Here is a 25,818-nt window from a genome sequence, read left to right on the forward strand (position 1 = left end):
CCCTTTCCCCCTCTGTCTATGCCAGACCCAATCGACAACCACCACCCTGAACCCGAAGCCGCCGAGCCGGACTATAACCAACTCAACACCCTGGGCAATCGGGCGATCGCGCTGGGGCTAATTGTGGGACACGGCTATCGGGGCGGAGACTATGAATTGTTGCAACGGGATCAAGTCGTGCTGCTAAAGCCTCAGGAAGCCATTGCTTATCTGCAAACCTTGATTCAATCAACGGAGCAACTGAATGGTTGAGGCGATCCCGGCTGGCGCAGCTACGGCAGTCATATCCCATTGGACAGGGCAAAATTACCACTACTTGCTGGCGGCAATCGAACAGGTAGCCGCGTTTCTGCAACCAGAGGCGCTAACCACCGCGCCCCCAGAACCGCTCAATCCACCCGCTGCGATTGAACAATTGTGTAAGCTGTTGGGGCTATCGCAGTTTGAGCGATCGCTGCTGTTGTTGTGTGCTGGCATGGAGTTGCATAGCGAAATTGCCAAACTCGAAATTTTTCCCGGTCAATCCATTACGCCAACCTTCAGCCTTGCCCTGAGCCATCTACCCCATGCACACTGGAGTGCTACGACCCCGGAATCACCCCTTCGGCGCTGGCACCTGGTCGAATTGGGAGACGCGCCCACGCTATCCCACCGTCCACTGCGAATTAACGAGCGAATCTTGCATTTTTTGGTGGGAGATACTCAGTTAGAGCTGCAACTGCTGGGGATGGTCACCGCCTTGCCAATTAATTCCTTTCCGCTGCCACCGTCGCAACAGCAGCTCGTGATGGAAATCGCCACTCTAGTTCAACAAGCGTCGTCGCCGCCATTGGTGCAGTTGAGTGGTGCGGACAGCGCCATGAAGCAGGCGATCGCGGCGGCCGTGTGTGCCGAACTGGGCTATGGACTCCTACACCTGGCGGCGGAGTTATTGCCTGCTGACTTTCAGCAATTTCGCTCTATTCAAACTCTGTGGCAGCGAGAGGCGATTTTAACTCGCAGCCTATTGCTGTTGGATTGTGACAATATGGCAGAGCCGACTGAAGCCGCCAACCCTTCCCCCGCCCAAACCAGCGCGATCACCCGCATGATGGAAGCCTGTCAGCAGCCGATGTTTGTGTTTAGCCGCGATCGACGTTCCGCCCGTCAGCGTTCCGTTTTCAGCTTTGAGGTAACTCAACCGACAGCGATCGAACAGCGACAACTTTGGCTACAAACTCTGGGAGCGATGTTGAAGACAGACGATCTCACCCTCTCAACCCAGGTTGACAAGCTGGTAAGTCACTTTAGCCTGTCTCCCCTCGCGATTCAAACGATTTGCACTCAAGGATTGTCGGGTCAAGTCAATCACTCCAGTAATCCGACCTTATCAAACCGCTTGTGGCGTGCCTGTTTAAGCCATGCTCGACCACGACTGGAAGAATTGGCACAACCGATCACCAGCCAAGTGGGTTGGGATGATCTGGTGATGCCGTTAAAGGAAAAGCAAACCTTGCAGGCGATCGTTGCTCAGGTGAAACAACGGGCAAAGGTCTACGAGCAATGGGGCTTTGGCAACAAAGGACAGCGGGGCTTGGGGATTAGCGCCCTGTTCGCGGGAGCCAGTGGCACCGGAAAAACGTTAGCAGCGGAAGTACTGGCAACCGAATTGCAGCTAGACCTCTACCGAATTGACTTGAGTTCGGTGGTGAGCAAGTACATTGGCGAAACGGAGAAGAATCTGCGGCGAATCTTCGATGCAGCGGAAACGGGTGGCGCAATTTTGCTGTTTGACGAAGCGGATGCCCTGTTTGGTAAACGCAGCGAGGTAAAAGACTCCCACGATCGCTACGCCAATATGGAAGTCGCCTACCTGCTGCAACGAATGGAAGCCTATCGCGGTCTGGCAATTCTGACGACAAACCTGCGAAACTCGCTTGATCAAGCATTCCTGCGTCGTCTCCGTTTCGTGGTGCAGTTTCCTTTTCCTGATACTGCCCAACGCGCCGAAATCTGGCAGCGTGTCTTCCCCACCCTCACCCCCACCGAGAACTTGTCCTACTCCAAGCTGGCAAAACTGAACCTTCCCGGTGGCAACATCCGCAACATCGCCCTGAATGCCGCATTCCTGGCAGCCGAAGCCGAATCACCCGTGCAAATGCAGCACATTTTGCAGGCAGCGCAAAGCGAATATATCAAGCTAGAGCGCCCCTTAACCGATGCCGAAATTCGGGGCTGGGTGTAGTAGATTGAAAACAAGATGATGCATGTCAGATAAACACGATCGCTAACTTTAGTTAAGTTGTCAGTTCAAGCGAGACGCATGACGATCTCTGATACGAGAGGTTACGCTACTCCGTTACCCTGGGTAATCAGGTATGGAACATTCCCAGCGATCGCGCCCGACTCATGAAGCTTCACCCTCCCTCACTGCCAAGGTTCAGCCGCCCGGTTGGGGTAAGCCGCAGATTGAATCGTCACCGCTGCCCGTTCACGACTTTTCCCACGTCGATTTATTTTCTCACGCGCCACAGCGCTCCCCGGTGCAACTGAAGCTGAACGCTGGACACGTTGATGAACCGTCAGATGAGTTACTCGATCGCGCGATCGAGCCAGAGACGACAACACACGCACCACCCGACAATCCACAGCCACCCAACGGCAACCCATCCCAGCCACAATCCGTCGCCTCCTCACGGCAATCCTTTCCCCATTTCTTGCCAGTCGATGTGTTCACTCACACGCCACAACGTTCCCCAGTGCAGATGAAGTTGACGGTCGGTGAGCCGAACGATGTCTACGAGCAGGAAGCAGACCGTGTTGCCCAACAATTGATGAGCATGGCTCCACCCGCCACTCCCAATGTGCAACGTCAACCCGACGAGGAAGAAATCCAGACAAAATCGTTGGTTGAGACCATTACGCCGCTCGTTCAGCGCCAGGAAGCGGAGGAAGACGAACCCATTCAGGCGAAGGGTGAGGATTATCAAGCAGAGGAACCAATCCAGCGCTTTGGCGATCGCCCTGCTCAGCCACCCATTCAACGCGAATCTGCCCCCGAAGAAGAGGAACTCCAAACTAAACCCCTGGCAGCTTCCATCACACCCCTGCTCCAGCGGGAAGCAATGCCCGAAGAGGAGGAACTCCAAACCAAAGCGTCAGGAAATTCTGACATTCAACGCATGGATAATCTGGAGGAAGAGGAACTCCAGACCAAACCTGGAGAACCTGCCTCAATTCAGCGAGAGGACAATTTGGAGGAAGAGGAGCTTCAAACAAAACCTGTGGCAGGAACGGTGCAACAGGAAGACATGCCAGAAGAAGAAGCCTTGCAAACGCAGGTACTGGAAAATGGCTGGCTGCAACGAGAGGAAATGCCAGAGGAGGAAGCGGTACAGACGAAATCACTGGTAAATACCTTGCAGCGACAGGAGATGCCGGAAGAGGAGGAGGCTGTACAGACAAAGCCATCCCTGCAACGGGCGACCGATGGCAGCTTACAGGCGGGTGGCAACCTGGAAAGTCGCTTAGATAGCAGTCAGGGTGGCGGCAGTCCCTTACCGCAGGATGTAATAGCCTTCATGGAATCCCGCTTTCGCACGGACTTTAGCCAGGTACGGGTGCACACCGATAGCAAAGCAGTGCAGATGAACCGGGATTTAAATGCTCAAGCGTTTACCCACAAACAGGATGTTTACTTTGGAGCGGGAAAAACTCCTGGGAAGGATGCGCTGACTGCTCATGAGTTGACCCATGTAGTGCAGCAAACTCAGTTGATTCAACGTAAAGCTGTTGACCTAATCCAACGCGAGTCTTCGCCACCATCAGGCGTTAATCCTACACCTCGTAGAATAGACTTAGTTTTTATTATGGGTAAAGATATTCCAAGGAGTCCGAACCGATTTTACACTGCTGCAAAGAAGTATTGGAGCCTTTTGGCTCCGCAAGCCCAGATGATCCAGTCCGATAGTTTAGAAGGAATTTTTAATTGGCTAAGATTAATGCCAGCGAAAGTCGGAAATGTATACATTGTTTCCCACGCTAATGCAGATGGCACCCTTTCCTTCAAGCTTGATGCCAGCGATAAAGATACAAAAATATCCTATGGTGAACTAAAACAGGCTCTCAAAAACAAAGCCGCATTATTCAAACTTTCTGGGCAGCTAGATCGCGATTCCACTATTCACATCAAAGGATGCAATATTGGTCGCAGCAAAGCTATGCTGGATACGCTTGATCAAGCCTTTGGTGGCACCTCAAAAGTCACTGCTCCGACCCATAAGCAAAAATATAGCTATCAATCTATTTCTAAAGGTAAGGGTAAAAATCGAAAAGTTGAGGAGAAAACTCAGGAACTTTTTAATACTCTGTTTATCGAGCGAATTGGCAAAGTCAAACTAAGCCGGACGGAACAACTCACCGAGTTCAAAACAAAATATACAGACTTGGGCTGGGAAGATAAAACTTGGGGAAATTTGATTCCCAAAGAGGGTTTAAAACCCACTGTACATGAACCCTTCCGATATACTTATCCCGTGGGAATCAACCCAGCACCGAGTGAGCAAACTGTCATTAATGAGGCACAAAAAGACTTCGCAGGTCAAATATCGTCTGATCCCAACTACGAACTTTCTCGTCCAGATATGTACGTCTGGCGAGTGGAACGAAGTGGAAAAGGAAAATCTTTTAAGATGATTGCAATTCTCTCTATGACTAGTTATACAATTGACAAAGATTTAAAGGATAGTAGTGGCAATATGATTCATCCTACAGAACAAGCAGGTTCTTATTTTGGAGAATCTACCTACCAACCGCCAAAGTCCCCCTGAAAATTTTGCTGCCAACAGGGAATATGAGTACGATCTCCGCTCTTGTAAGGTGCGTTCCTTTCAAGAACGCTTCATCTTAAAACCACATTGTCCACAACGCGATCAGTTGGGACAGAGGGGAGGGGCGATCGCGTTGTGAGTAATCGCTACAGTCCTGGAATTTCGGATAACTCGCCAACAAATTCTTCCACAGCAAAACCAGTCATAGATTGCCACTCGGCGATTGTAAATTCGTAGCCATAGCTTTTTGCCATTTCAGCAAATTGCTCAATCGTTGTTGCCTGATTAAGCCGGTCACGCAGCGTCGGATCAGCTTTAGCCGCTCGAAATAATTGGGCAACAGCCTCCTTTGCCATCACAATACTCCTCTAAAATTCTTTAACTGTTTAAGAGAGCGTAGCAAGTTTTGCGAGGAACAAAGTACTAACTTCCGTCAAGTTTTAGAAGCCGGAGCGATCGCCTTATGCTGTAGCAACCCTGGTTGGCATATTGGTTTAAACCGCTGATTCAAGTGTAGACAGGACAGATTTGGGATGGGCAAACAGCGGTTTGCGCTGACGCAGATTGGATGTGCCGTATTCATGATTCAAATAGATTGGGATGGTTTCACGGATGACTAGCGATATTTCATGAAAAAGGTTGCTGAAGTTTTACTGGGCGCGTTTTTGCGACGGTATCCGTTGCCGACGCGGGTCAGCTTGTTTGACTTCTTAGGACGCTATGCCTGGTTAAAAGACATCCTGGAAGAGTTGCGCCCGGAACTATTTCCGCCTCATCTCAATGCTTTGGAAGCTGAAATCGCTGAAACCGTCTCTTCAGAACCAGACAGTCGAGTATTAGGAATTCTTGAGCGATCGCACATTCGAGGACGGATGGGCTACTACAAAGCGGAAAATTATCTGGGTCAACGTGGCAACGGGCACATGTTTAGCGCGATCGAGACGACTTCAAAACGTCCGGTTACCATCAAAGAATTTATCTTGTCTGAGTCGGAGTTTACCAAAGCGGAAGCTTTGCATCGCCAGAGTAACTTTCAGCGGTTAGGGGGAATTCAACTGGCAGATGGACGACTTCAGGATTTTCGAGTCATACAACCCTTGGAAGCGATTGCTGATACCGAGTCTCAATCGCTTTGTTTTCTGGTGACTCCTAATAGAGATCGATCTCCAACACTGCGGCAGCTTTTGCAAACGGCTACAGTGCTTTCGGTTGAGCAAGTGCAGGAGGTGTTGAGCCAGATTTTGCAAACCCTGGATTTTTTGCACAATCAAAAGTTTAATTTTCCCTCTGGCGCGCTGCAATCGGGGCTGGTTCATGGAAATTTAAGCCTGGACAGTGTGCTGTGGACAGAGGAATCAGCGCAGATGTTTGTTTATCTGACTGATCTTTTGGTGTGGGAGCAATGTTTTGAGCCATCGGTGCAACTGGGGCGATCGACGCAGCCAACCGCCGAGATGGTGCAACAGGATTTACGTGCTGTGGGTGACATCGGGTTCTTTCTGCTGCAAGGACTCGCCCTCAAGCCACTGGAAGCGTATCAGCCCAATTCTTCTGTCATTAAGCCGCCCTTGTATTCCATTCTTGATTCTCTCCAAACGGGTAGATTTGCCAGCGCTGAAACAGCGCGACGGGAATTGCTTCAATTGGGTGCGCGATCGCCCAACGTTCTAGTTCCAGTGGCTGAAACTACCGCGACTACCACCACTTCATCCAATTGGTCGCCGCTGCTACTATTGTCGTTGTTGGGGCTGCTAGTGGGGGCGCTGGTGCTGCTTCCCCGGCTGCGATCTACGGCATCTCGCCCCGATCCAGTTGTGCGAGTCTCCTCTACCTGTTGTCTATCTGAAGTGAGCGCCGTTCCAGCAGGCGAATTTACTTACACAGCCGTGCAACGAGGGATCTGGTGGACTGTACTGCAACAACAGAGTTTGTTGAAAAGGGGACAGAGCCTCACGGCTGCCCTGGAACTAGCGCAGCCTAAACTGCGATTGCGCTACGTTCCCCCGCCCTCTGACCCACCTAATCTGACTAGCGCGACCGCTAACCCGGATATCTTTGCTCCAGTGTTCGCTCAGGTGCGATCTGGAGCCGTAGATTTTGCCGTATTGCCAGCGATCGCTCAGTTACCAGAAGACATGCTGGCTCAAACCATTGCTTACGATGGACTTGCAGCGGTGGTTTCCTTTAGCTATGCGAACCGCAACCAGGGGCTGCCAACAGCGCTAAAGGGGCAGCTCAGCTTGACCCAAGTGCAGCAACTCTTCAATGGGCAGCTTAACGATTGGCAGAAAATTGGGGGTCTCGCTTTGCCAGTGCAGCGCTATGCTGCTAACAATCCGGAGGCGATCGCCATTTTTGAGCAGCAAGTGCTCAACTCCAAAATGTCAACATCTCTAGTGAAGCAGTTACCGTCTCTGGAACTGCTGCGTCAGGTGATCCGTGATTTTGAGGATAAAAACATTGGTAGTATTGGTGTGATCTCACTCAGTGAAATGTGGGGACAATGTTCGGTGTATCCATTAGCGCTGAGTGTTTCTGGACAGGCAGCCGTGCAGCCGTTAGTTTTAAGCAATGGGCAGGAAATTACCCCAGCAACCGATTTATGCGATCGCAAAGGAGCTTTTGCCCCCGATCCGGATCGGTTTCACAGGGGTAGCCATCTTCTGAGCTATCCCATTAGTTACCCGATTGTAGTGATCTACCCGCGCGATAATCGCCGATCCGCGATCGGCAAGAAGTTTGTGGAATTGATGCGGACAACCGAAGGACAAAAGTTGCTCCGAGCAGCAGGATTGGTGCCTTTAAGTCCAGAATTGCCCCGTAAAGAGTTGTCAGATCAATCAGCAACTCCATCTACCCAACGCTAAGTCGTCCATTTAAAGTCGGAGAGTTTGGTGATGAGGATCCCTGATCGAGCGAACCAACCTGCTTTTATCCCTGCCATGCCCGGTGGCAATCTGCCCATAACCGACCCAGCTTTTGTTCCGTCCCCTCCTATTATTTCTTTGTCAGATCGACTAAAAGCAGTGGGTCTGGTAGGTTTACTAGGTGTTCTAGGGGTGGGTACCGTCTGGCTGGGACACAAACTTCTGAATCCAGATCCTAACGAATTGTTGTTGCCCATTTCAGAACCCGGCAGCGCCACTCAATCAGCGCCCCTACGTGATCGGGTTCAGGTGCTCATGCCCCAACAAACAATTAATCCACTGGCATCGCCACCGCTGCCAATTCATGGCCAAGCTCAAACCCGTCAACCCGCTAAGCCAGAAACCACGCGCACCAGCCACGATTTTGGCGCAGTGGCTCAGCCCTCCGTTATCGCAGTAAATCCGACTCTTGAGTCATCCATGCCGCCCCAGAAGCAACTGATCCAGGAGCAACCTCGGAACCAAGCTATCTCAGATCAAACCGCTGCCAACCAATCTGCTGGTCAACGTTCGCCCGCGTCTGCCCCTCCCCAGGAGTCATCTCGTCCGTTCCCAGTCGCACTGATTGCCGCCCTGTTGAAAGCGCCACCATCCAACCGCTCCACTGGAACTGTGGCGATTGTTCCTCGTGCTGCCACTAACTCAGCCGCGCCTCAGGTCATCCCGGCACCGTTAACTCCAATTTCCCCTCGCCCGCCTCAATCCCCGTCCGTTCAAAATCCCCCTGCCACAGTTGGAACAAGCCCCCCAACAACAACATCATCAATTCAGCCAGTTCCAGTCCCCCCCCCTCCAATTGCCAAACTACCTGCTCTGCAAAATCAGATCTCTGTTGATCAGTTGAAGATCACAGGCAGTACGCGATTCTCTCCCAAAGAACTTGCTGCGATTGTCCGCACAGTCATTTCATCTGGGAGTTCCACCACTCCACCGAACTCGACTGGGAGCGATCGCAATAAAATTTCTCCAGCGGAGTTGGTACAGGCAAGTGAATTGATTAGCAAGCTATACATCGATCGCGGCTACATCAACTCTGGAGCCTATGTACCCGCCGAAGTTTTGAGCGGGGCAACTCCAGAAATTCGGGTGGTGGAAGGCAAGCTAGAGAAAATCAATGTCCAAGTGCAACGAGCTAAACCGTTGTGGCTTGCCCGACCGCTTTCACCCAACTATGTGCGTCGCCGACTCGATCGCGCCATTCAAACGCCCCTGCAAATCGATCAACTGGCAGATGCCGTCCGATTGCTAGAACAAGACCCGATGATTACTAGCATTTCGACGGAACTTGCACCGGGAACTACCACGGGCAAAAGTGTGTTGAATGTGAAAGTGCGGCAGGCTCCGCCTCTTAATCTGACGTTCTCAGTAGATAATGGGCGCGCGCCCAGCGTGGGGCGATTTCGCCAGCAAGTCGGGTTGAGTCATGCCAATCTGCTCGGTTTGGGCGATCGCTTCCAGGTGGGTTACAACCGCAGTGAAGGCAGCCGCAGTTTAGATTTGGGCTACTCAATTCCAATTAATGCCAGCAATGGCACTCTCAGCTTTCTCTATGGCAGCAGTCAGGGTGAGGTGATTGAGGAGCCGTTTCGGGATCTGGGCATCAAGTCGCGATCGCAAACCTATGAAATTGGCTTCAGGCAACCAATCAAACAAACCTCCACCGAACTGTTTGCCCTCAGCCTTAGAGGAACCCACTATCGCAATGAAGGCATTTTCCTGGAAGCCTTTAATGACGGCGTTGCCATTCCTTTCCCGGCGCGGGGCACAGACATCGACGGCAGAACCCGGATCACTGCCCTCCGGTTTGGGCAAGAGTGGCTGAAGCGGAGCGAACGGGATGTGTTCTCGCTGCAATCCGAGTTTGGGGTAGGGATTAACGCCCTCAACGCCACCCGGTTAGACGACCCACCCGATGGTCGCTTTTTCTCATGGCAGGGGCGTGGCTTCTGGGTACATTCCTTTGCTCCAGACACGCTGTTCGCCCTCAAAGGACAATTACAGGTTGCTAATCGTCCGCTTGTGCCTGTTGAACAGATCGGCTTAGGTGGCATCGACACTATCCGTGGGTACCGAACTAGTGTCTTGTTAGCAGACAATGGCTGGTTTACATCTGCTGAGTTCTATCTGCCAATTCTCCGAATTCCTCAAGTAAAAGGAGTGCTGCAACTGGTGCCGTTTTTTGATGTGGGGCGTGGGTGGAATCAAGGCGAAGAGCAACCCGATCCTGCTAGCCTGATCAGCACTGGACTAGGTTTTCAATGGAAGATGGGCAATACCTTTCGCGCCCGCCTTGATTGGGGTGTCCCGCTGATTAACTCTACTGCTGTCAACGGTCAATCCCTAAGGGAAAGTCTATTTTTCTCAGTGATCTTCACCCCTTAAATCGAGTAGAAAATAGGTCCCATACTCGATTTATATCCGCTTTTTAGGACTCCCAGCAAACCTTGCAAAATGACCTCAAATTGTTTAGTTTCTAACAATTTGCACAATTTTGGCTTGCTTAAACTGAGGTAATCCAGCATCTTCCATCAAAGCTGACCAATTTTCTTCAGCAGCGCGATCGCTGGGTTGTTGATAGCGTTGCAGGGCAAGCAGAGATAGTGCATCTTGCCAAACTCCCTGTTCAGCTAAAGCCGTCAGTTGATCTCCCGTTGCGGTGGTTGGTTGCACCCGCTCCACCCAGCTGCTAACCACAACCGTGTTAGCAGCATTCTCTGAATCACAGGCGACCGACACCTGCCAAACATACTTTTGCCCCACCTGTAACGCTGGCGCAGATTTCGGCAGCGTAATTCCTACGATCCCGGCTTTGTCAGTCAGATTAAATTTGACGCTGTGTAGTTGCTCTGTGCCTGCTTCGTTCTGCAAGGTAAACTGAGCCGTTTTTGCAGGAAGCGCCGCTACATGAATAAAAAAGGTGGGGCGATCAACGGTCGTTTTGTCTATGGGATCTTGCACCTCCTTCTGACCAGCAGCGGGAACTTGGGTTTGGGGCGGCGGCACTAAGGCAGTCAACGGTTGATTGCCACAACTTGCTGATCGACTAAAGCCTCCGACCCGATAGCGAGAAGGACGCACTCCGACGCGAAAATTCAATCGCCGCCGAGCCAGGTATGTTTTAGCTGAGTTTGAACTTTGAACAGGACGAGCTAATGCGGGTTCAACTAGGTCGATCGCGGCGATCGTGCCGAGCAGCAGCGTTAGGAATGCGGCTTTAATGCTTCTAGATAACCTCATGGGACACCTCAATTAGGAGAAATGGACTGGTGAATTCGGACTGTCAATTTGAAGCCGCAACATTATCTTTGTACGATTAGAGCCTGAAAATTATGCAGAAAGCTGGAGACAGGAAATCGAGCTGATTAAGTCAATCACAAATCTTCTAACTACTTCACTTCTAAAATCGGTACGTTAACGAACTCAGTCATTTGTGCCCCGGTTAGCAAGTTACGCCAATCCTGCTTCAATTCTTGATTATTCGGTTGTTTCTGTTGCAAGTCGATGATCGCCGTCACCGCATCCTGCCAAACTCCTAAATCGGCATAGATCGAGGGTTTATCCAGGTTGGAAGCACGGGCTAACTCGCGTACTAAGAATTTAGGATCAAAGGCTGGAGTCGCCTGCATTTTGTTAGGGTCAACTCGCTGAACCCAACTGCTAGCTGAGATTAAATTAGTTGAAGCCCCCTCTGGATCACACCGCATCGCAATCTCCCAGAAGTAATTTTCACCTATCACCAATTCGGGCGCGGTGTCCGGTAAACGCACTCCCAGCAGTCCCGTTTGCCCATTCGTTATGAATCGCGTGTTGTAAAGTTCTCGGTTGCCTGCTGCGTCTTGCAGCGAAAATTCTAGTTCTGCGTTTTTCGGGATTGCCGAGACATAGACCCAGAGGGTGGGGCGACTCGATAAGGTGATCTCAACGGTGGTTTTGAAGGTATTGACTTTCTCCTCGGATCTCGCTGGTGGCACAAATGCCATCAACTTTGTTGGGCTGGCGCAACTGCCGCTGCGGCTAAATCCACCAATCCGATAGCGGGAAGGACGGACTCCCACGCGCCAATTCAATCGGCGACTGCGCTGGGCTATTTGAATACGAGTAGATCGAGTATTGTTTACAGAAGCAGGATCGCGTGTCTGGACTTTATCACTGGCAGTGCCGTTGCTAGCTACCAGCAGGGATACAGCAGACAGAATTAGGATGAACTGAAAAGATTTCATAGGTTTATTGGAAGATGAAAGTGTGATTTAGAGCAGAGACCGCTGTTGTCCTTTCCAGCCATTAACACAGGTTGCTTGAAGGTGGTAGATCTGTCCCGGTTGGAGCGTCTCGCTCGTACCGTCTGGTAGAGTTATGCCGACGGATACTTGCGGGCTAAGTTCTAGAAACACCCAATCACTGGTTGTATCTTTCGCTGAGAGCGAAACTGTGGGACTGATAGGCACACCACCACGCCCGCTAATCTTGAGTTCGGTGTTGGTTTCTGTATTTGCTCCCGCCGCTTCACATGCACTGCGAACAATCTGAGAAACATCGTTGAACACAATTAGCGTGGTGGAGAGTCCCCGCGCCCCTACATCGGCATCGGTGGAGAAGTTTGCTAACTGCCCGTTGGTATCGATGTCATTAGTGCGGTTGCCCGGTTCGGCCCGCCGGAAGGAGAAGCCCTGCACCAAAGTTTTGCGATCTAGAAAAACACGCCCCCCCCGTCCACCGCCATCAGCCCGCCCCACAATGTCGCTGCCATTGGAACCAGTGGGTGATTTGCCAAACAAGAACCGGACATTGAGGATGGTGATATCGCCACCGTCTGCACCATTCAGTCCCAGAGTGGAGATTTCACTCTCATCTTCGAGTGTAAGCCTGAAACTCAAGTCCAGATCAATGCTGCCGGAGCGCGCCCCTGTACTTTGCCCAGTTTCGGCTTTAATCGTGCCATTTTGCAAATCTAGTCGGCGGCCCGTAATTCTAATATTACCTGATCTTCCTTGGCGGCTACTAGCCAGCACTTCAGAGTTCTGGAGCGTGATGTTTTGCCCGTTAATGGTGATGTCACCGGCAACGCCGTTGGCTCCCGTGGCCTCAACTGCCAGCCGACTGTTATTGGTTAGGTTAATGTCTCCACTCACATTGACGTTTAAATCACCTGCCTGCCCCGTTTCAGTAGAAGCGATGACCTGGCCGTTATTCATCTGCAATGAATTCAATCCCTGCAGGGTGACGTTGCCGCCAACTCCCCCAACCGTAGAAGCCGAAATTTGAGAGTTATTCACGCTGAGCTGCGGGGTAGTTAGGGTCACATTGCCCGAATTACCAGTCTGCCCCATTGCTTCCACGGATAGGGAACTGTTGTTATTCAGGGCGATCGCGTTACTGGCATCCACTGATAAATTACCTGCCCGTCCCGTTTCGGTGGAAGCGATGACCTGCCCACTGTTCATCTGGAGCGTGTTTAATCCTTGCAGTGTCACATCTCCACCAACACCAGAAGTGGTTGTGGCTGAGATTTCCGAGTTGTTGATGGTCAACTGTTGGGTCGTTAGCGAGACGGCACCGGCGTTACCGCTACCCGCTGCCGCTACAGATAAAGCGCTGCCGTTGTTGAGGGTGACGGAGTTCACTGCATTGACGTTTAAGCTCCCGGCTCGCCCAGTTTGAGTGGATGCCGAGATCTGACTATTATCTAGCTGTAAGTCATTCAAGCCACTAAGAATAATACTGCCGCCACTTCCAGCATTAGTTGACGCAACAATATCGGCGTTGTTTCGAGATTGCAACTGACGAGTCACGATTGTAATACTCCCGGCTGAACCATTACCATTAATGGCTTGAGTCGATACTCCACCTACACCATTTGACAGCGATCCATTCAGTTCTACAGAACTTGCTGCATTGATTGTCACATTGCCAGCCACTCCACCATTGCCTGTAGTAGACGCAGAAATCAAACTATCCGTTACTTGTAAGTTATTCAACCCCACTAGGTTAATCCCGTTCCCTTGACCGGAAACCGTTGAACCTGAGATCTGGGCACCATTGTTGAGAGTTACTTGTCCCGACCCGTTACCATTCACTGTGATATTACCTGCTCCACCACCAACAGCATTACTCTGAGCAAATAATCCACTACTAGCAATTTGATTGGGGCTTTGGTTAGGGTTGAGCGTGTTACGTTGATCAATTGAGATTTGCAGAGTGTATTGCTGTGCAGGACTAAGAAAAGTGGGCGTGACAATGGGTTGCCCCAGTGTTGGCTGATTAGGGTTTCCAGGAATAATTGTTGTTCCCCCAGAGTAAGGAGCAACGGCAAGAATATAAGTACCAGGGCGATCAAATTGATAATCTAAGTAAGAGTCACGGATATTTGTACTACCGCGTTCTTGTCCCTCAGGGCGAGAGTCATCATTTCTGGCTAATAGGAAACTTTGGTTTGCCGCCGCATCATATCGAAAGAGAAAGAGTTCAGTATCGTTAAAGCCGCTATTAGCATTATCAATATCAAAGACTGCGCGGTTTCCAGTACTTGGAATATCGAACGAATAATAATTAACCTGCCCATTATTACCAGTGACAGTCTGATGCGGAACAATTGTAGAAAAATCGATCGCGACTTGAGACGCTAAAGAAAATCTCCCACCAGCAATGTTGTTGGGAAAAGTAGAACTGGATGTCCCTGAAATTGTGACATCAGGTGAGTTAATGGTGATGTTTCCCGCTGCCCCCCGCCCCTCGGCAGCAGTGATAACTTGTCCCCCATCAAGTAGTTGTAAACGATTAACGTTGACCTCTATTCCTCGACCCTCCTGGTCACTACGATTTAAGGTACTCAGAAACGCGCCATTCTCAACCAGCAGGCTGTTACCAGTGACAGCTCCACCTGCCGCATTATTGATGATGATTGAACCACCTTGCCCACTTTTAGCAGTGTCGGAAGATGCCAACAACCCACTGAATAAAGGTTGTCCATTGAAGGGGGCCGAGCCAGAAACAATGATGTCTGGGGCATTGATTACAATGTTGCCTGCATTGCCACCAAATGCCGTCACATTACCAACGCCCGTTGTCCGAGTTTCGACCCTGGCTCCGCCTGTAACCGAAACGCCCCCGATTCCGGTTTGCAACAACACATTGCCACCCTGCCCTAAACCAGCCGTGTTGGCATTTACAAGCGCCCGATCGGAAAGTGTAATTTGTCCCGATTGACTTGTGACGGCAATATTGCCTCCAATTCCCGTGCCACCTGCGGCCCGGTTGGCAATCTCAGGCTGAACATTGCTGAATAAGCCGCTGTTGAGTCCCTGATTAGAGTTGCGATCGCTCAGACTAAAAACCCCTGTTCCTGGGGTTTGCAAAGAGTTTTGCACTGAGACTTGCAGTCGATATGCATTTGCTGCTGCCATGGGTGTTCCCGCGAGAGGGGTATTATTGGCAGCAGTGGTTGGAAATTGCCCTACTCCCAAAACGTATCTGCCTGCGGAGTTGAAGTTGAAGGCAAGACGAGAATCACGACCACTGATGCTACCTGCATTCGCTGGAAAAAAGTCGTCATTACTCACCAGCAGTTGCCCAGTTTGGGCATCGAACAAAAATACTTGTGTATCCGCAATAACGGGAGCAGCAGGATCTGAAACATTGTTATCAATATCAAAGATGGCACGGCTTCCATCCTGAGTAACAGTGAAGCCATAGTAATCAAAGTTAGCAGCGGCTCCCAAATTAGTTCCACCTGCTGCGTTGCCAGCGGCATTGGGAGTGGCAAAAATGCTGCCCGGTTGTCCCGTAGGATTTCGCTGCAATGAGATAAACGGTATTACGTCTGACTGCTCCACAAGAGGGTTCGGTGTAGGATTATTTGGGATTTGCCCATCCAGTTCAAGAATCGTAAAGGTAGTTGGATTAGTAAACGAAGAATTCACCACAGGTAGTGTAGTGCGACTGCCAGAAACTGTCACATTGCCCACTGCATTAACCGTAATGTTTCCTGCATTGCCAAAACTGGAACTGGTGGTCAGCACCTGTCCACCACTGAGAATGTTCAGGTTATTCACATTGATAGCAATATTGCCACCTGGAACCGCTGCCGAAGAAAGACTGGCTGTACGGGCACTGAGAAACCCACCGTTTTGTAAGGTCAAGGTTCCAACCCGATTTGCAAGACTGTTAATGGTGATGTTACCGCCTGCACCACTACCCAGTGTGTCGGTCAAGATGCCACTATAAAGCAGCGACTGAGGATCAAAGTTGGCGATCGTTGCAGTATCCGTAAACGTTAATTGAATATCACCCGCTGCCCCAGCCCCAAAGGTGCGAGCCTGCACGCGTCCTCCCTGATCTAGGGCAAAGGTATTCGTAGTGATCGTAATATCGCCGCCATTCGCTGTTGCAGAGCCAGTACTCTGCACGGATGCATTAATCTGGCTGCTTTGATTAACTGTCACAGAGTTGGCGTTGATCGCAATGTTGCCTCCCGGCGCATTGCCAGCCGTTGTAGCGTTTAGAGCAGATCCACCCGTAAGAGAAACGTTGCCAGCCGTAATATCAATTGGACCTGCTACAGCAGTGGCGGCAGTGCCAGCATCAACGGCTGTAGTCACCAGACTATTGTTTCTAACGGTCACTGTGCCATCAACAGCACGCACTCTCACTCCTGGATTTCTGAAGCCAGTTCCTCCTAGACCGCTAATGCTGGCATCGATAAAAGAGTTATCAATCTCAATTGACCGACCGTTCCCGACAGTGAGATTAATTTCGCCCCCCTGTGCTTGATTTGTGGACGTAGTTTGTAAAGAGGAGTCTGTAATGGCGAGAGTGGCAGGAATATTGGCGTTACCGGGAACATTGATGTCAATCAAGCCGCCAGTACGATTTGTCGTGCCGTTCAAGTTGTTGGTTGCCGTCAAAGAACTTCTGTTGATGATCACCCGTTCTCCTGTAGGCGTACCAAAGGCAGTTGTTCGTCCAACGAAGATACGTCCAAAAATTCCATCACTTTCAATATTGCTGTCTGTCATTTCAACATTTCTGGCAGCACTAAGGAAAATGTCTCCAGCCTCGCCGTTAGGGTTACTGTTTGAAGTTGTGAGAGAGGCACGGTTAAGAATAACTGAACCACCTGTGGAGTTTAGCTGAATGATACCAAAGCCAGTAGCGGTGTTGCCGGTGGCGATAATTTGGCGTGGAGCAGTCGGGTCGGGACTGGTAAGGTTGATGTCACCAACAGCGGTAAATTCGACTCGTAAAGGGATGCCTACAAGAGTAGTAGAAACATTGCCATTGGCGGTGATGGTTCCTCCAGATCCCAGGATGAACGCGGGACGAATAGGGTCAATGGCTGCATCCAGCGCGTTAATGACCACGTTGCCGTAAGCAATATCGCCGCCTGCATTTACTTGTAGAGAAGCACCGGTGTAGTTCCCAACATTAAAATTTCCTCCCATTGTGATGATAGGGTCATGCAGACTAACAAAGTTTCCGATTTCTCCCCGCAACGTGCGGATGGTAAAATCTCCGTCGCCTGTGAAGTGAGCATCGGTTGAAATCACTCCATTACTAACGAGACCAATATTACCGCCACTAACAAAGGGTGTCTGAGACAGATGATTCAGTGCCAGGATATCAATGCCCTGATTGCCCTGAATCAGCATATCCCCGCCCGATCGCGCCACGAAGGGTTCTGTCACCGTATCGCGGATTTTGACGGTATCGGTGGCATTCAACGTCAGGTTGCCGCCTGCTTGCAGTTGTCCTTGCAGATCTAAATTGTTGGATGCCAGGGTCAGATCTTGTCCGGTTGCGAGGATGCCGCGATTGGTCAACATGGCGGGGGGATTTGCCCCATATTGCAGTCCAATTGGAATATTGACTTCGACTAAGGGGACGGTGCGATCGCCATCTGCCGCAAACTTTTGCCCATCCGGAAAGTTGATCGTATTGGCGGTGGTGGCGAAGAAGGAACCGGAGACATCTAAACGGGCATTGGGGCCAAAGATAATGCCGTTGGGGTTCATGAAAAACAGGTTGGCACCGCCACTTACGCCCAAGAGTCCATCAATGTTAGAAATACTGCCACCTGTGACGCGGCTAAAAATGTTGCGGATGCCTGCGGGATTGGCAAAATAAACCTGGTGATTAGTAAGAATCCCAAACCGCTCAAAACTGTGAAACAGTGCCGACCCGCGCCGCAAACCGCCATTGATATCAGTACGAATACCGTTAATCAGGGTAGAGGAGTTGTTGCCATTGCCCAGAGTGGCATCGGGCACAACCTGAGTTGCTGCTGGAGTTGCAAATCCTGCTAGGGCAATGGCGGCTAGTAGGTATAACCAGCTTAGATTAGGCATCTGATTGCCTTTGGGAGTCCTTCGGATAACTTCGCTAACGTGAGATGAATCGCGGTGCAACATAGAAATCTCCGGTTATAACCAATTGCCAACAAGAATGAACGGTGCCCAATAGTAGGGATGACGGCGGAATTGCGGATCGGCGAGAATTGCCTTTTGTGCCTGTTGCAGCGCCACTGCTTTGGACACCCGACGGGTTGCTACGGCTTGATAAAAATGCTGCATCAAGATTGAAGTGGCGGCATCATTCACCTTCCACAAGCTGGCAACAGTGCTTCTTGCGCCAGATTTCAGGGCAATCCCTGCTAAGCCTAGAGGTGCGCGATCGTCGCCACTGGCAGTTTCGCAAGCGCTGAGTACCAGAAGTTCAATTGGGGTTGTGCGGGTAGCACCGCTGCTACTGAGCGCGATCGCCAGTTGGTCAATTCCAATTACGCCATCGGATGCCAGAAGAAAGGTTTGGTCGCGATCAGAGCTAAACTGTCCGTGGGTTGCCAGATGGACAATCGGTGCCTGAGATTTTTGCAGCGTTTGCTGAAATTGGTCGCGGGTAAACTGGGCGTTGAGTTGAACTGTGGACGGGCGAATTTCCCGTTGTAAATCTTCTAATTCAGGCTGAACAAAAGGCAATTCTGAAAAGAACTTAGGAGCGCTACCCGGTAAAGTTACTGTGCGCGATTCGGTTAGCCCAAAGGCAATGCCAGAGAGAGCTTTTGCCTGAAGCGGCTGTGGGCTGGTGAGCTTGAGTCCGGGAGTGGTGGCAAGGCTATATTTCTCAATTAGAAACTGTTTGCCATCAAACAGAGCCGCCATCGGAATATTGCGAATTACCCCATCCAGCACAAAAACGATAGTTTCCACTTTTTGCCGTTGCAGTTCAGCCTCGATCGGAGTAATCAGCCATTCATACAACTGTTTGGACGGTTGGCGAAACTCTAAGCTAATGCGATTCCGCAAGCCGTCTTGTAAGGCTCTTACGGTAGTCGCGACAGTCGGTTGGGATACGGGCTGATTATATAAGCGGGTTTCCTGTCCAGCAGCGCTAACGATGATGGCAATCCGATCGGGCAGTATGATCGGATAAACGATCGCGGTTTTTTGCGGCACGAGAATTTTATCGATTTCTACCTGAGATTGAAAACAGGCGGCGCGGAGGTAGTTATTAATCTCCTCCAGTTGCAGCGACTCGATCACTTCGCGGGTACGGCGCAAAGTGTCCTTATTAGGTTGGGAATTATCTTTGGGAAGCAATAAGCTAATAAGCTGACGGTGCACTGGTTCCAGCGTTTCCTGATCCACAAGCTGCGTCTCGGCGTTGATGCCCAACAAATCACTACGGAGCGTCCGCAGGGTGTTAACTGCTTGGGTGTAAGACTGGATAGCGGCAGCGCGTTTGCCCTGTTGCTCTTGTAGTCGCCCTAGTTGCGCCAGCCAGCGGTAGGTTTGCTCCGGGGCATTGGCAGCTTTTGCCATCAATACTGCCTGTTCGGTGGTAATTTGAGCTATCCCAAATTGCTGACTCAGTTCCTGCGATCGCCCCAAATTGCCCAGCGCATTGGCAATGAGTCGAGCATCATTCAAGTTTCTTGCCTGCTCAACTGTGGTGGTTAGCAGGGTTATAGTCCCTGCAAGATCAGCAGTTGGCTTCAGCTTCTGCAACCGTAGAGAGCTATTGGCAAAGTTTAATCGGGCTTCAATCCCAGGACGATTGGGGGGCAGTGCCAAAATTTCTGGTTGCAAAGTGGCAGCGAGTTCGGTGGCAGTTTCCCATGAATTAATCTCAATCAACAGCGCCAGCCGATTCAACTGTGCCCGCAGTTGGTTGGGTGATGGGGTAGAGGCAATCTGTTCGTACAGATTCAGAGCCGTAGTGGTGTCGCTCTCAAGTTGTTGCTGTTCCTGAGTTCTCAAACCGCCAATGCTGCGAGTTTCACGGATTTTGGCATAGAGCAGGTTGGCGAGAGTGAGTTGGCTGGCGGCAATATCTAGTGGATTTTTCAGGCGTTGAGCCATTGTCAAACTCTTCTGAGTCACTTCTTGAGCCGTGATCAGGTTGCCTACGATCCCGATTGCCTCGCCCACGCTCCGGAGACCAGCAGCTTTGACGCTAGACTCTGGCGGTTGCTGTAATCGGTCTTGTAGGGGTAGCAAAATTTCCTGGTAGGCGCGGCTGTGCAAACCCATTGCTTGAAGTGCCTGGGATTGGCGCACCTGACTCTGAATCTCACCGTTGATGTTGCCCAATTGTCGCTGCATCAATGCGGTGCGCTTCCAGGTTTGTAGGGCAGCTTGGGCATCGCCTTGAGCCAGTTGCAGTCGCCCTTGCACATTCAGCACTTGCGTCAGAACAGTTGACTTTTCAGACGTATTCGGGGTCGTTTGCAAAGTTTGGAGACTGGCGGCGATCGCCCGATTTGCTCCCGTCCAGTTTCCCTGTTCACTGTCAATCAAGGCAAGATTGCTGAGGGAGATCGCCAAAGCCAAGCCATTCCCTGAACCCTGAGCTTGCTGCTGCACTTGCTGAAGCAGTGCCCTAGCTTCGTTCAACTGCCCAGCTTCGTAACGCTGGCGGCTCTGTCGAAGTAGCTGTGCAGTGGCTTCGGATGTTTGACCAATGGCGAGGTGATTGCTCAAAATGATCGAGAGCAGAAAAGCTGTGAGCCAGAGTAATCCACGACGCATGGGTTTGGTCATTGAAGGCAGGATGGCAGGAGGGAATAGGCTACATTACAAATTTCTATCTCATTGGGCGAATTTGACAATAGACTATGGTCAGTGCTTTAAGCAAGCTTCATCAGTAACCATCCAAATGATGGTTTTAGACACATCTATATAAAAATAAAACAAAATCAATTTCAGGTAAGTTGAAACTTCATCTGATGTGCGTCAAGGTGATGTGGTTTTAGTGAAGTAAATCAACTATCCCGGTATGGTTAACCTAAGCAGGTAGTCGCCCCAACTGCTTGGATTCAAAATCGGACTTGCCTGTTTCCGTACATCCGGCTTCTCTCCAATTTGCTTCATTATCTGGAGTAGAAACTTGTCAATATCGAAAAGCACGAATTCAGCGTAATCATATTGCTTGTGCTTTACTCGTTTGGGGCCGTCTGTAAAATCCGCTATAGTTCTAGCAATGCCATGAATGCTTCCTCCATCTTCTGATCATATCGTCTGAAGGACTTGCTGCGATCGCTTCTGCGGTAGAAAGGCGGTATAGAAGGGATAGAGAGTATGGTTCTGAATTAACTCCTCCACCGTGATCCGCGAAATCAGACCTAGATTCCTGGCTAATGCTTCTAGATTGCAGGGAAGATCAGCAGTCGAGATCGCATTGTTGGAATTGAACAGTTCCTGCATGGTGAGCTTGAGACCCGTATTGCCACTGCGAATGTGATAGCGAGCCAAGATGCTGTAAAGAATTTCGTCAGGATAGGGTTTGGGAAAGAAACTAAAAATGGCAAAGAAAGTCTGTGCCAAATCCTCACTACATGGAAGAAAAGGCCTGTGTTGGTTAAGGTGTGCCAATGATATAGGCGGCGGCGATCGCGACTGTGATGGCATCGATCTGGAGGCAGCGTTTTTCTAATGGAAGTCCAATCACGAGCACTGGGTTGAGTTCCAAAGGTAAAGTTTCGAGTTCAAAGATCGGAGTTTCTAGATCAGAGGTTAGAAAGTGTTGGTTAGATAGAGGGCGATTTCTCGATCATGTTCAGCACAACGCGCCATTAAGACAACTCGGAAGCAGATTTTAATACCTATGCCATTGAGAGTTCGAGTAGAAATCGGAGCGATTGTATCTGAGTCTGGACACAACAGTGGTGTGGAATTGTTTCTGTATCGTCTGGGTTGGGGTGGTGTATCGGGGAAGAACCATCCCGGTTGCTTGGCGCGTCGTGGCACAATCGAGCAGCACGGTACGATTATGGACTATTCAACGGGTGCTGCGGCAAGCGGCACGACTGATGCCTGATGGAGTCGCCATTGTGTTGCTAGCAGACCGAGGTTTTGCCGATGGCAAGTTGATGAAGTACTTACGGGAGACTTTGAACTGGCATTTTCGCATCCGCATCAAACGCTCGTTCCAGTTTCAACTTCAGGGTCAATGGCACAAGGTTTCATCGGTGCAACTGCAAACAGGACAAGCCTACTTCACCCCCCGTGTGTCGATTGGTAAAACCAACCCCTACCCCAACGTTTACTTGGCGTTTGCTCATGACAAGTTGAGTGATGAAGATTGGGTGATTGTCAGTGACGAACCGACCACGCTGCAAACTTTTGCCCAATACCGATTGCGGTTTCAAGTGGAAGAATCTTTTTTGGACCTAAAATCGAATGGCTTCCACCTGGAAGCCTCCCGGTTGCGAGACAAGTTTGCCCTGACTCAACTGTGTGGTGTGATTGCCTTGACGATGCTGTTTTTGGTTTTACAGGGGACTCAGGTGGTGGCATCGGGCAAGCGTCGTTTAGTGGACACTCACTGGAATCGTGGAATGAGTTATCTCAAGTTAGGCTGGAATTGGATTCGTTTAGCCATCACCAAGCAATGGACAATTCATCTTTTTCGGTTTCTATCGGGTGCTTCTGACCCGCAACCTCCAATCGCTTCTAAGCGACAGCATGAACAGTTGTTTAATCGCGAATTCACTGTCCTTACTAGCTTCCCAGCTTCTTAGTTTTGTCAGTCAAGCAGGTGTCTGCACAATAACGTTTTGCTTGTTCCAATCCTTCAGTTGCTGATCGAAGTGCCGGACCGCTAACTTTATACCAAGCCATAAGTGGTTGGCGAGTATCAATTAATAACTTAGAGGTACGTTTAGCTTCCACTACAAGTCTGTTACGACCTCCAGTGGATAGCAAGTAGTCAACGTAACCAGATTCTATATGAGGCTCAGTGCGTATTCCTTGTCTATCCCAGCCCAAAACCTCAATCAGCATACGGTCAATAATCTGAATTCGTGTATCTTGCTCAGTTTCAAGCGGAGTGTTACCTTGAGTCAATTCTTTGAATAAGTTATCAAACTGTTCTTTTGCCAAGTCAATTTTCATAAATGCGAACTTGCGAGAAAGTATTAACCTGAACTGGTTTTATAGTGTAACTTTCTTCTGAAAGCTTTGCCTTCATTAAAAATATGAGACATCTTAGCTTGATTTCAGACAGTAATAGCAAAGAGCATTGCTGTCGTACAGGTTACTTAAAGTAAGACTGTGGATGTAGTTTTTCCATGCCGCCAAACAAGGTTAACCAGGCGGTGGTGACGACCCAGTGGATCACAGTAATGATCAATAGGGAACTGGTGAGAAAGTAGGTGAGGGTGCAGGCGATGCCGAGCAATCCGGTTAAGGTCAAAAACACAGGATCGAAGAACGTGGGATTGCCAGGTTTGTAGAAGGTTTTGGCGTTGAGTGGGTGGTAAGCGATGAACAAAATCAGGCTGAAGACTGCCCACAGAAGCCACATTTGCCCAGTGATTCCAGCACGAGGATAGGGCAGCAATAAGACGCGAAAAATGAACTCTTCGATCAGAGCAGGCATAAAAAATAAGCGTATTGCCAACAGCAGATAGTCTTGTTTGGCGGCGTTCCAGGGTTTGAATTGCAAAAAGCCTTGAGAGAAACCAATAGGTAGGGCGATCGCGCCATAGAGCAGCAACATCCCCAGCGCAATGCTTCCGTGCCCCCAGTTCGGCAGGCTAATTGCACCTAAGATCCGGTTAAACAGGATGGTCGCGATCGCAATGTTCGTACCGGGCAGTGTCCACTGCCCAAAAACTTGGGTGGGGGCGATCGGCAGAATATCAGGATTGTTGCCACCGACCTGATTGGTTTGCAAAAACCATAGTTTTGCACCATGTCGCAGAAATTGAATGCTGAGTTCATCCTGGGCTTGGCGGGGCAAAATCGTTCTCCAGCTTGTCAGAGCGGTCAGGATATTCCCAATTCCACCACTCGCGCGGACAAATTCCTGGGGTTGGATTTGGGTGCCAGAAAGAGCAGCAGCGTTCGATTTCCAGTCTTGTCGCACCAGTCCAAAAGGGGTGAGATCTCGTTGCAGATCGTTGCCTAAAGCAATCAACTGTTCAAATCGTTTAATGGTGGGATCTTGGGGATTGGCTGCCCACCAGCGTTGAATCTCTGGACTGGATTCAACCTGTTTCCGAATGGATTGCATGGTCGCAAACAATGCCTGGTTAGAATCCTGCACACAAGAGGTTGCGGCGGTGACGCTGGCAATTCCGGTGCCGTCGCCGGTGCGGTAGCGATCGCTAATAATGCGAAGTTGACGCATCAGTTCCGAAAAAGGCGAAATGGTGATGCCGCCGAAGTCATAATCCTGGGCGATCGCGTCCAGTTTGACAATCACATCGGTAACCGGACGAGTGCCCAGCCAACCCCGTTGTAGGTTGCCCATGTAATTTGTCCAAGAGTTTTCTCCCGAAATCACCCCTTCAATGTTGTTGGCGTAGACTTGCTGATATCCCACCTCTAGCTGAAGTTCGTTCGTAAATGGATCACGAATCACTTCTGCCATTCCATAGGCAAAATGTCCGGTGACCGTGCCCCCAACCGATCCCTCGCCGCTTCTGCCGCCCCTACCGCCAAACAGGTGCATGACTAGGGCGCGATCGCCTTCTTGCCATTGAGCGATAGCGGCTTCCGCAGTCTTCGCTTGGGGGTCGATTAGAACGGTTTGAATCGTGCCCTTTAGTTGCTCTGTATCGCGCCAATTTTGATGATTGATGTAGTCCAAACCCTTGCCTTTACTCAACAAGACTTGCTGTGGGTTGAGTTGAAACAGCGATCGCGGTTTAATTGCCTGCACAGTAAACAATCCCGTTTCATCTTGGGCACCGGATAGATACCAGCCTGCCGCACCTGCCGGGGATTTTTCCAACTCTCGCGGCGTGGAGGCATACACGCCATTGCCATCGATTGGCTGTTGGGGAATGCGAACCGTTGATTGCACGCCGTCAAAATCTTTGGTTGCTAGGTTGTAGTGCTGCACCCGAAACAGTTCACTAGTGCAAGGAAGCTCACCCGGACACGCTTTGGGAATGAATTGGGGCGGGGAGTTTGCGACTGTTCCTAAAATTTTCACGAGAGTAATATATCTGCCCGTATCTAACAGCGGTTCCTGCTCAATTTGTAAGGCGGGTTGACCATTTGGCTGCTGAATCACGGTTGCTGCGGTCAGCGATACAGTTACGTCATCTTTGGGTCTGGCTCCCGAGATCGCCTGCAACGAACCCACCCGCGATCGCCCATTCAAGCGATCGGCATAAAGATCCGCTTTCGTGCGGCGCAGTTCTGCCACCAGCGGCGAAAATTTCACATCCCGCGTTCCGGCTGCTACATCGCGCTGTACCGATGGTTTTTGGCTCCATTCCAGTCGGATCTGTTTACCAATCAAATTTGTTGCATCAGACGGCGCATGGGTGACTTCCATCCACACCCAATCGGTTGTGCCTTGCTGCTGGGCATCGGGCAAAATCAGCCGCCCTGTCCACGGGGCAACGGGGCGATATAAATCCGGGGGCAGCGTTTGTTTTAGTGGATAGAAGGCTGGCTGATTAAATGGCGCTCGGCTAGTGATGGCATAGTTCGATTCAATGCTAATGCCGGAACTGATGTGAAATAGCAGCGTGGCAGCGATCGCACCCATTAGGAGCAACACCCATCGAGTGAACCGCTTGCCATAACTAAGCGATGATCGCAGAGATCGAGCCATCTATTGCAACCTCTCTT

15 protein-coding genes are annotated in these 25,818 nt (G+C 50.4%); 7 read left to right on the forward strand and 8 right to left on the reverse strand.

Features of this window, described 5'->3' with window-relative positions:
• Positions 1–18: 18 nt before the first annotated feature.
• The 3 genes from AC1S5B_RS20665 to AC1S5B_RS20675 all read left to right on the forward strand — a co-directional run bounded on the left by AC1S5B_RS20665 (position 19) and on the right by AC1S5B_RS20675 (position 4,808).
• Positions 19–252 (forward strand): hypothetical protein, encoded by a 234-nt coding sequence (locus AC1S5B_RS20665; RefSeq protein WP_482037587.1) that lies wholly within the window; start codon positions 19–21, stop codon positions 250–252.
• Entirely contained in the window at positions 245–2,224 is a 1,980-nt protein-coding gene (locus tag AC1S5B_RS20670) for an ATP-binding protein (RefSeq protein WP_482037588.1), read from the forward strand. Before AC1S5B_RS20665 ends, AC1S5B_RS20670 begins: the two co-directional genes overlap by 8 nt.
• 133 nt (positions 2,225–2,357) lie before the next feature.
• Positions 2,358–4,808 carry an eCIS core domain-containing protein gene (locus AC1S5B_RS20675; protein ID WP_482037589.1) on the forward strand — a complete coding sequence of 817 codons (2,451 nt, stop codon included), beginning with the start codon at positions 2,358–2,360 and terminating at the stop codon, positions 4,806–4,808.
• A 146-nt stretch (positions 4,809–4,954) separates the two neighbouring features.
• Here the strand turns inward: AC1S5B_RS20675 and AC1S5B_RS20680 are convergent, their stop codons facing one another.
• The gene (locus AC1S5B_RS20680) at positions 4,955–5,164 is read right to left on the reverse strand and encodes a Nif11-like leader peptide family natural product precursor (RefSeq protein WP_171575794.1); all 210 of its coding nucleotides are present in this window, start codon (positions 5,162–5,164) and stop codon (positions 4,955–4,957) included.
• A 273-nt stretch (positions 5,165–5,437) separates the two neighbouring features.
• Between AC1S5B_RS20680 and AC1S5B_RS20685 the strand changes: the two genes are divergently transcribed.
• A complete protein-coding gene (locus tag AC1S5B_RS20685) occupies positions 5,438–7,675 on the forward strand; it encodes a hypothetical protein (protein ID WP_482037590.1) in 2,238 nt (745 codons plus the stop codon).
• Positions 7,676–7,705: 30 nt separating this feature from the next.
• A complete protein-coding gene (locus AC1S5B_RS20690) occupies positions 7,706–10,117 on the forward strand; it encodes a ShlB/FhaC/HecB family hemolysin secretion/activation protein (RefSeq protein ID WP_482037591.1) in 2,412 nt (803 codons plus the stop codon).
• Positions 10,118–10,201: 84 nt separating this feature from the next.
• Here AC1S5B_RS20690 and AC1S5B_RS20695 read toward each other — a convergent pair whose 3' ends face one another.
• The 5 genes from AC1S5B_RS20695 to AC1S5B_RS20715 all read right to left on the reverse strand — a co-directional run bounded on the left by AC1S5B_RS20695 (position 10,202) and on the right by AC1S5B_RS20715 (position 21,552).
• The gene (locus tag AC1S5B_RS20695) at positions 10,202–10,972 is read right to left on the reverse strand and encodes a DUF928 domain-containing protein (protein WP_482037592.1); all 771 of its coding nucleotides are present in this window, start codon (positions 10,970–10,972) and stop codon (positions 10,202–10,204) included.
• A gap of 149 nt (positions 10,973–11,121) precedes the next feature.
• On the reverse strand, positions 11,122–11,955 hold the full coding sequence (locus tag AC1S5B_RS20700) for a DUF928 domain-containing protein (protein WP_482037593.1): 834 nt from the start codon (positions 11,953–11,955) through the stop codon (positions 11,122–11,124).
• A 27-nt stretch (positions 11,956–11,982) separates the two neighbouring features.
• Complete coding sequence (locus tag AC1S5B_RS20705; RefSeq protein ID WP_482037594.1) at positions 11,983–18,075, reverse strand: two-partner secretion domain-containing protein; 6,093 nt, start codon at positions 18,073–18,075, stop codon at positions 11,983–11,985.
• A gap of 75 nt (positions 18,076–18,150) precedes the next feature.
• Positions 18,151–20,769, reverse strand: coding sequence for a CHAT domain-containing protein (locus AC1S5B_RS20710; RefSeq protein WP_482037595.1), 2,619 nt, complete (start codon positions 20,767–20,769; stop codon positions 18,151–18,153).
• 468 nt (positions 20,770–21,237) lie between these two features.
• The gene (locus AC1S5B_RS20715) at positions 21,238–21,552 is read right to left on the reverse strand and encodes a TniQ family protein (protein ID WP_482037596.1); all 315 of its coding nucleotides are present in this window, start codon (positions 21,550–21,552) and stop codon (positions 21,238–21,240) included.
• Between the two features lie 280 nt (positions 21,553–21,832).
• Here AC1S5B_RS20715 and AC1S5B_RS20720 point away from each other — a divergent pair, with 280 nt between their 5' ends.
• Positions 21,833–22,045: a hypothetical protein gene (locus AC1S5B_RS20720; RefSeq protein WP_482037597.1), complete on the forward strand. Its 213-nt coding sequence runs from the start codon at positions 21,833–21,835 to the stop codon at positions 22,043–22,045.
• Positions 21,969–22,748 (forward strand): transposase, encoded by a 780-nt coding sequence (locus AC1S5B_RS20725; RefSeq protein ID WP_482037598.1) that lies wholly within the window; start codon positions 21,969–21,971, stop codon positions 22,746–22,748. Before AC1S5B_RS20720 ends, AC1S5B_RS20725 begins: the two co-directional genes overlap by 77 nt.
• Here AC1S5B_RS20725 and AC1S5B_RS20730 read toward each other — a convergent pair.
• Positions 22,729–23,121 carry a hypothetical protein gene (locus tag AC1S5B_RS20730; RefSeq protein WP_482037599.1) on the reverse strand — a complete coding sequence of 131 codons (393 nt, stop codon included), beginning with the start codon at positions 23,119–23,121 and terminating at the stop codon, positions 22,729–22,731. The genes AC1S5B_RS20725 and AC1S5B_RS20730 overlap by 20 nt on opposite strands.
• Before the next feature lie 142 nt (positions 23,122–23,263).
• Entirely contained in the window at positions 23,264–25,801 is a 2,538-nt protein-coding gene (locus AC1S5B_RS20735; RefSeq protein WP_482037600.1) for a CPBP family glutamic-type intramembrane protease, read from the reverse strand.
• Between the last annotated feature and the right edge of the window lie 17 nt (positions 25,802–25,818).

It is taken from the genome of Leptolyngbya sp. CALU 1928, from assembly GCF_056784215.1.

What these genes read in the sequence shown, in the direction of transcription:
- AC1S5B_RS20665 (WP_482037587.1), top strand. Translation starts at nt 19, where the DNA reads ATGCCAGACCCAATCGACAACCACCACCCTGAACCCGAAGCCGCCGAG.
- AC1S5B_RS20690 (WP_482037591.1), top strand. Translation starts at nt 7,706, where the DNA reads ATGAGGATCCCTGATCGAGCGAACCAACCTGCTTTTATCCCTGCCATG.
- AC1S5B_RS20675 (WP_482037589.1), top strand. Translation starts at nt 2,358, where the DNA reads ATGGAACATTCCCAGCGATCGCGCCCGACTCATGAAGCTTCACCCTCC.
- AC1S5B_RS20670 (WP_482037588.1), top strand. Translation starts at nt 245, where the DNA reads ATGGTTGAGGCGATCCCGGCTGGCGCAGCTACGGCAGTCATATCCCAT.
- AC1S5B_RS20680 (WP_171575794.1), bottom strand. Translation starts at nt 5,164, where the DNA reads ATGGCAAAGGAGGCTGTTGCCCAATTATTTCGAGCGGCTAAAGCTGAT.
- AC1S5B_RS20705 (WP_482037594.1), bottom strand. Translation starts at nt 18,075, where the DNA reads ATGCCTAATCTAAGCTGGTTATACCTACTAGCCGCCATTGCCCTAGCA.
- AC1S5B_RS20735 (WP_482037600.1), bottom strand. Translation starts at nt 25,801, where the DNA reads ATGGCTCGATCTCTGCGATCATCGCTTAGTTATGGCAAGCGGTTCACT.
- AC1S5B_RS20710 (WP_482037595.1), bottom strand. Translation starts at nt 20,769, where the DNA reads ATGACCAAACCCATGCGTCGTGGATTACTCTGGCTCACAGCTTTTCTG.
- AC1S5B_RS20720 (WP_482037597.1), top strand. Translation starts at nt 21,833, where the DNA reads ATGCCATTGAGAGTTCGAGTAGAAATCGGAGCGATTGTATCTGAGTCT.
- AC1S5B_RS20700 (WP_482037593.1), bottom strand. Translation starts at nt 11,955, where the DNA reads ATGAAATCTTTTCAGTTCATCCTAATTCTGTCTGCTGTATCCCTGCTG.
- AC1S5B_RS20730 (WP_482037599.1), bottom strand. Translation starts at nt 23,121, where the DNA reads ATGAAAATTGACTTGGCAAAAGAACAGTTTGATAACTTATTCAAAGAA.
- AC1S5B_RS20685 (WP_482037590.1), top strand. Translation starts at nt 5,438, where the DNA reads ATGAAAAAGGTTGCTGAAGTTTTACTGGGCGCGTTTTTGCGACGGTAT.
- AC1S5B_RS20695 (WP_482037592.1), bottom strand. Translation starts at nt 10,972, where the DNA reads ATGAGGTTATCTAGAAGCATTAAAGCCGCATTCCTAACGCTGCTGCTC.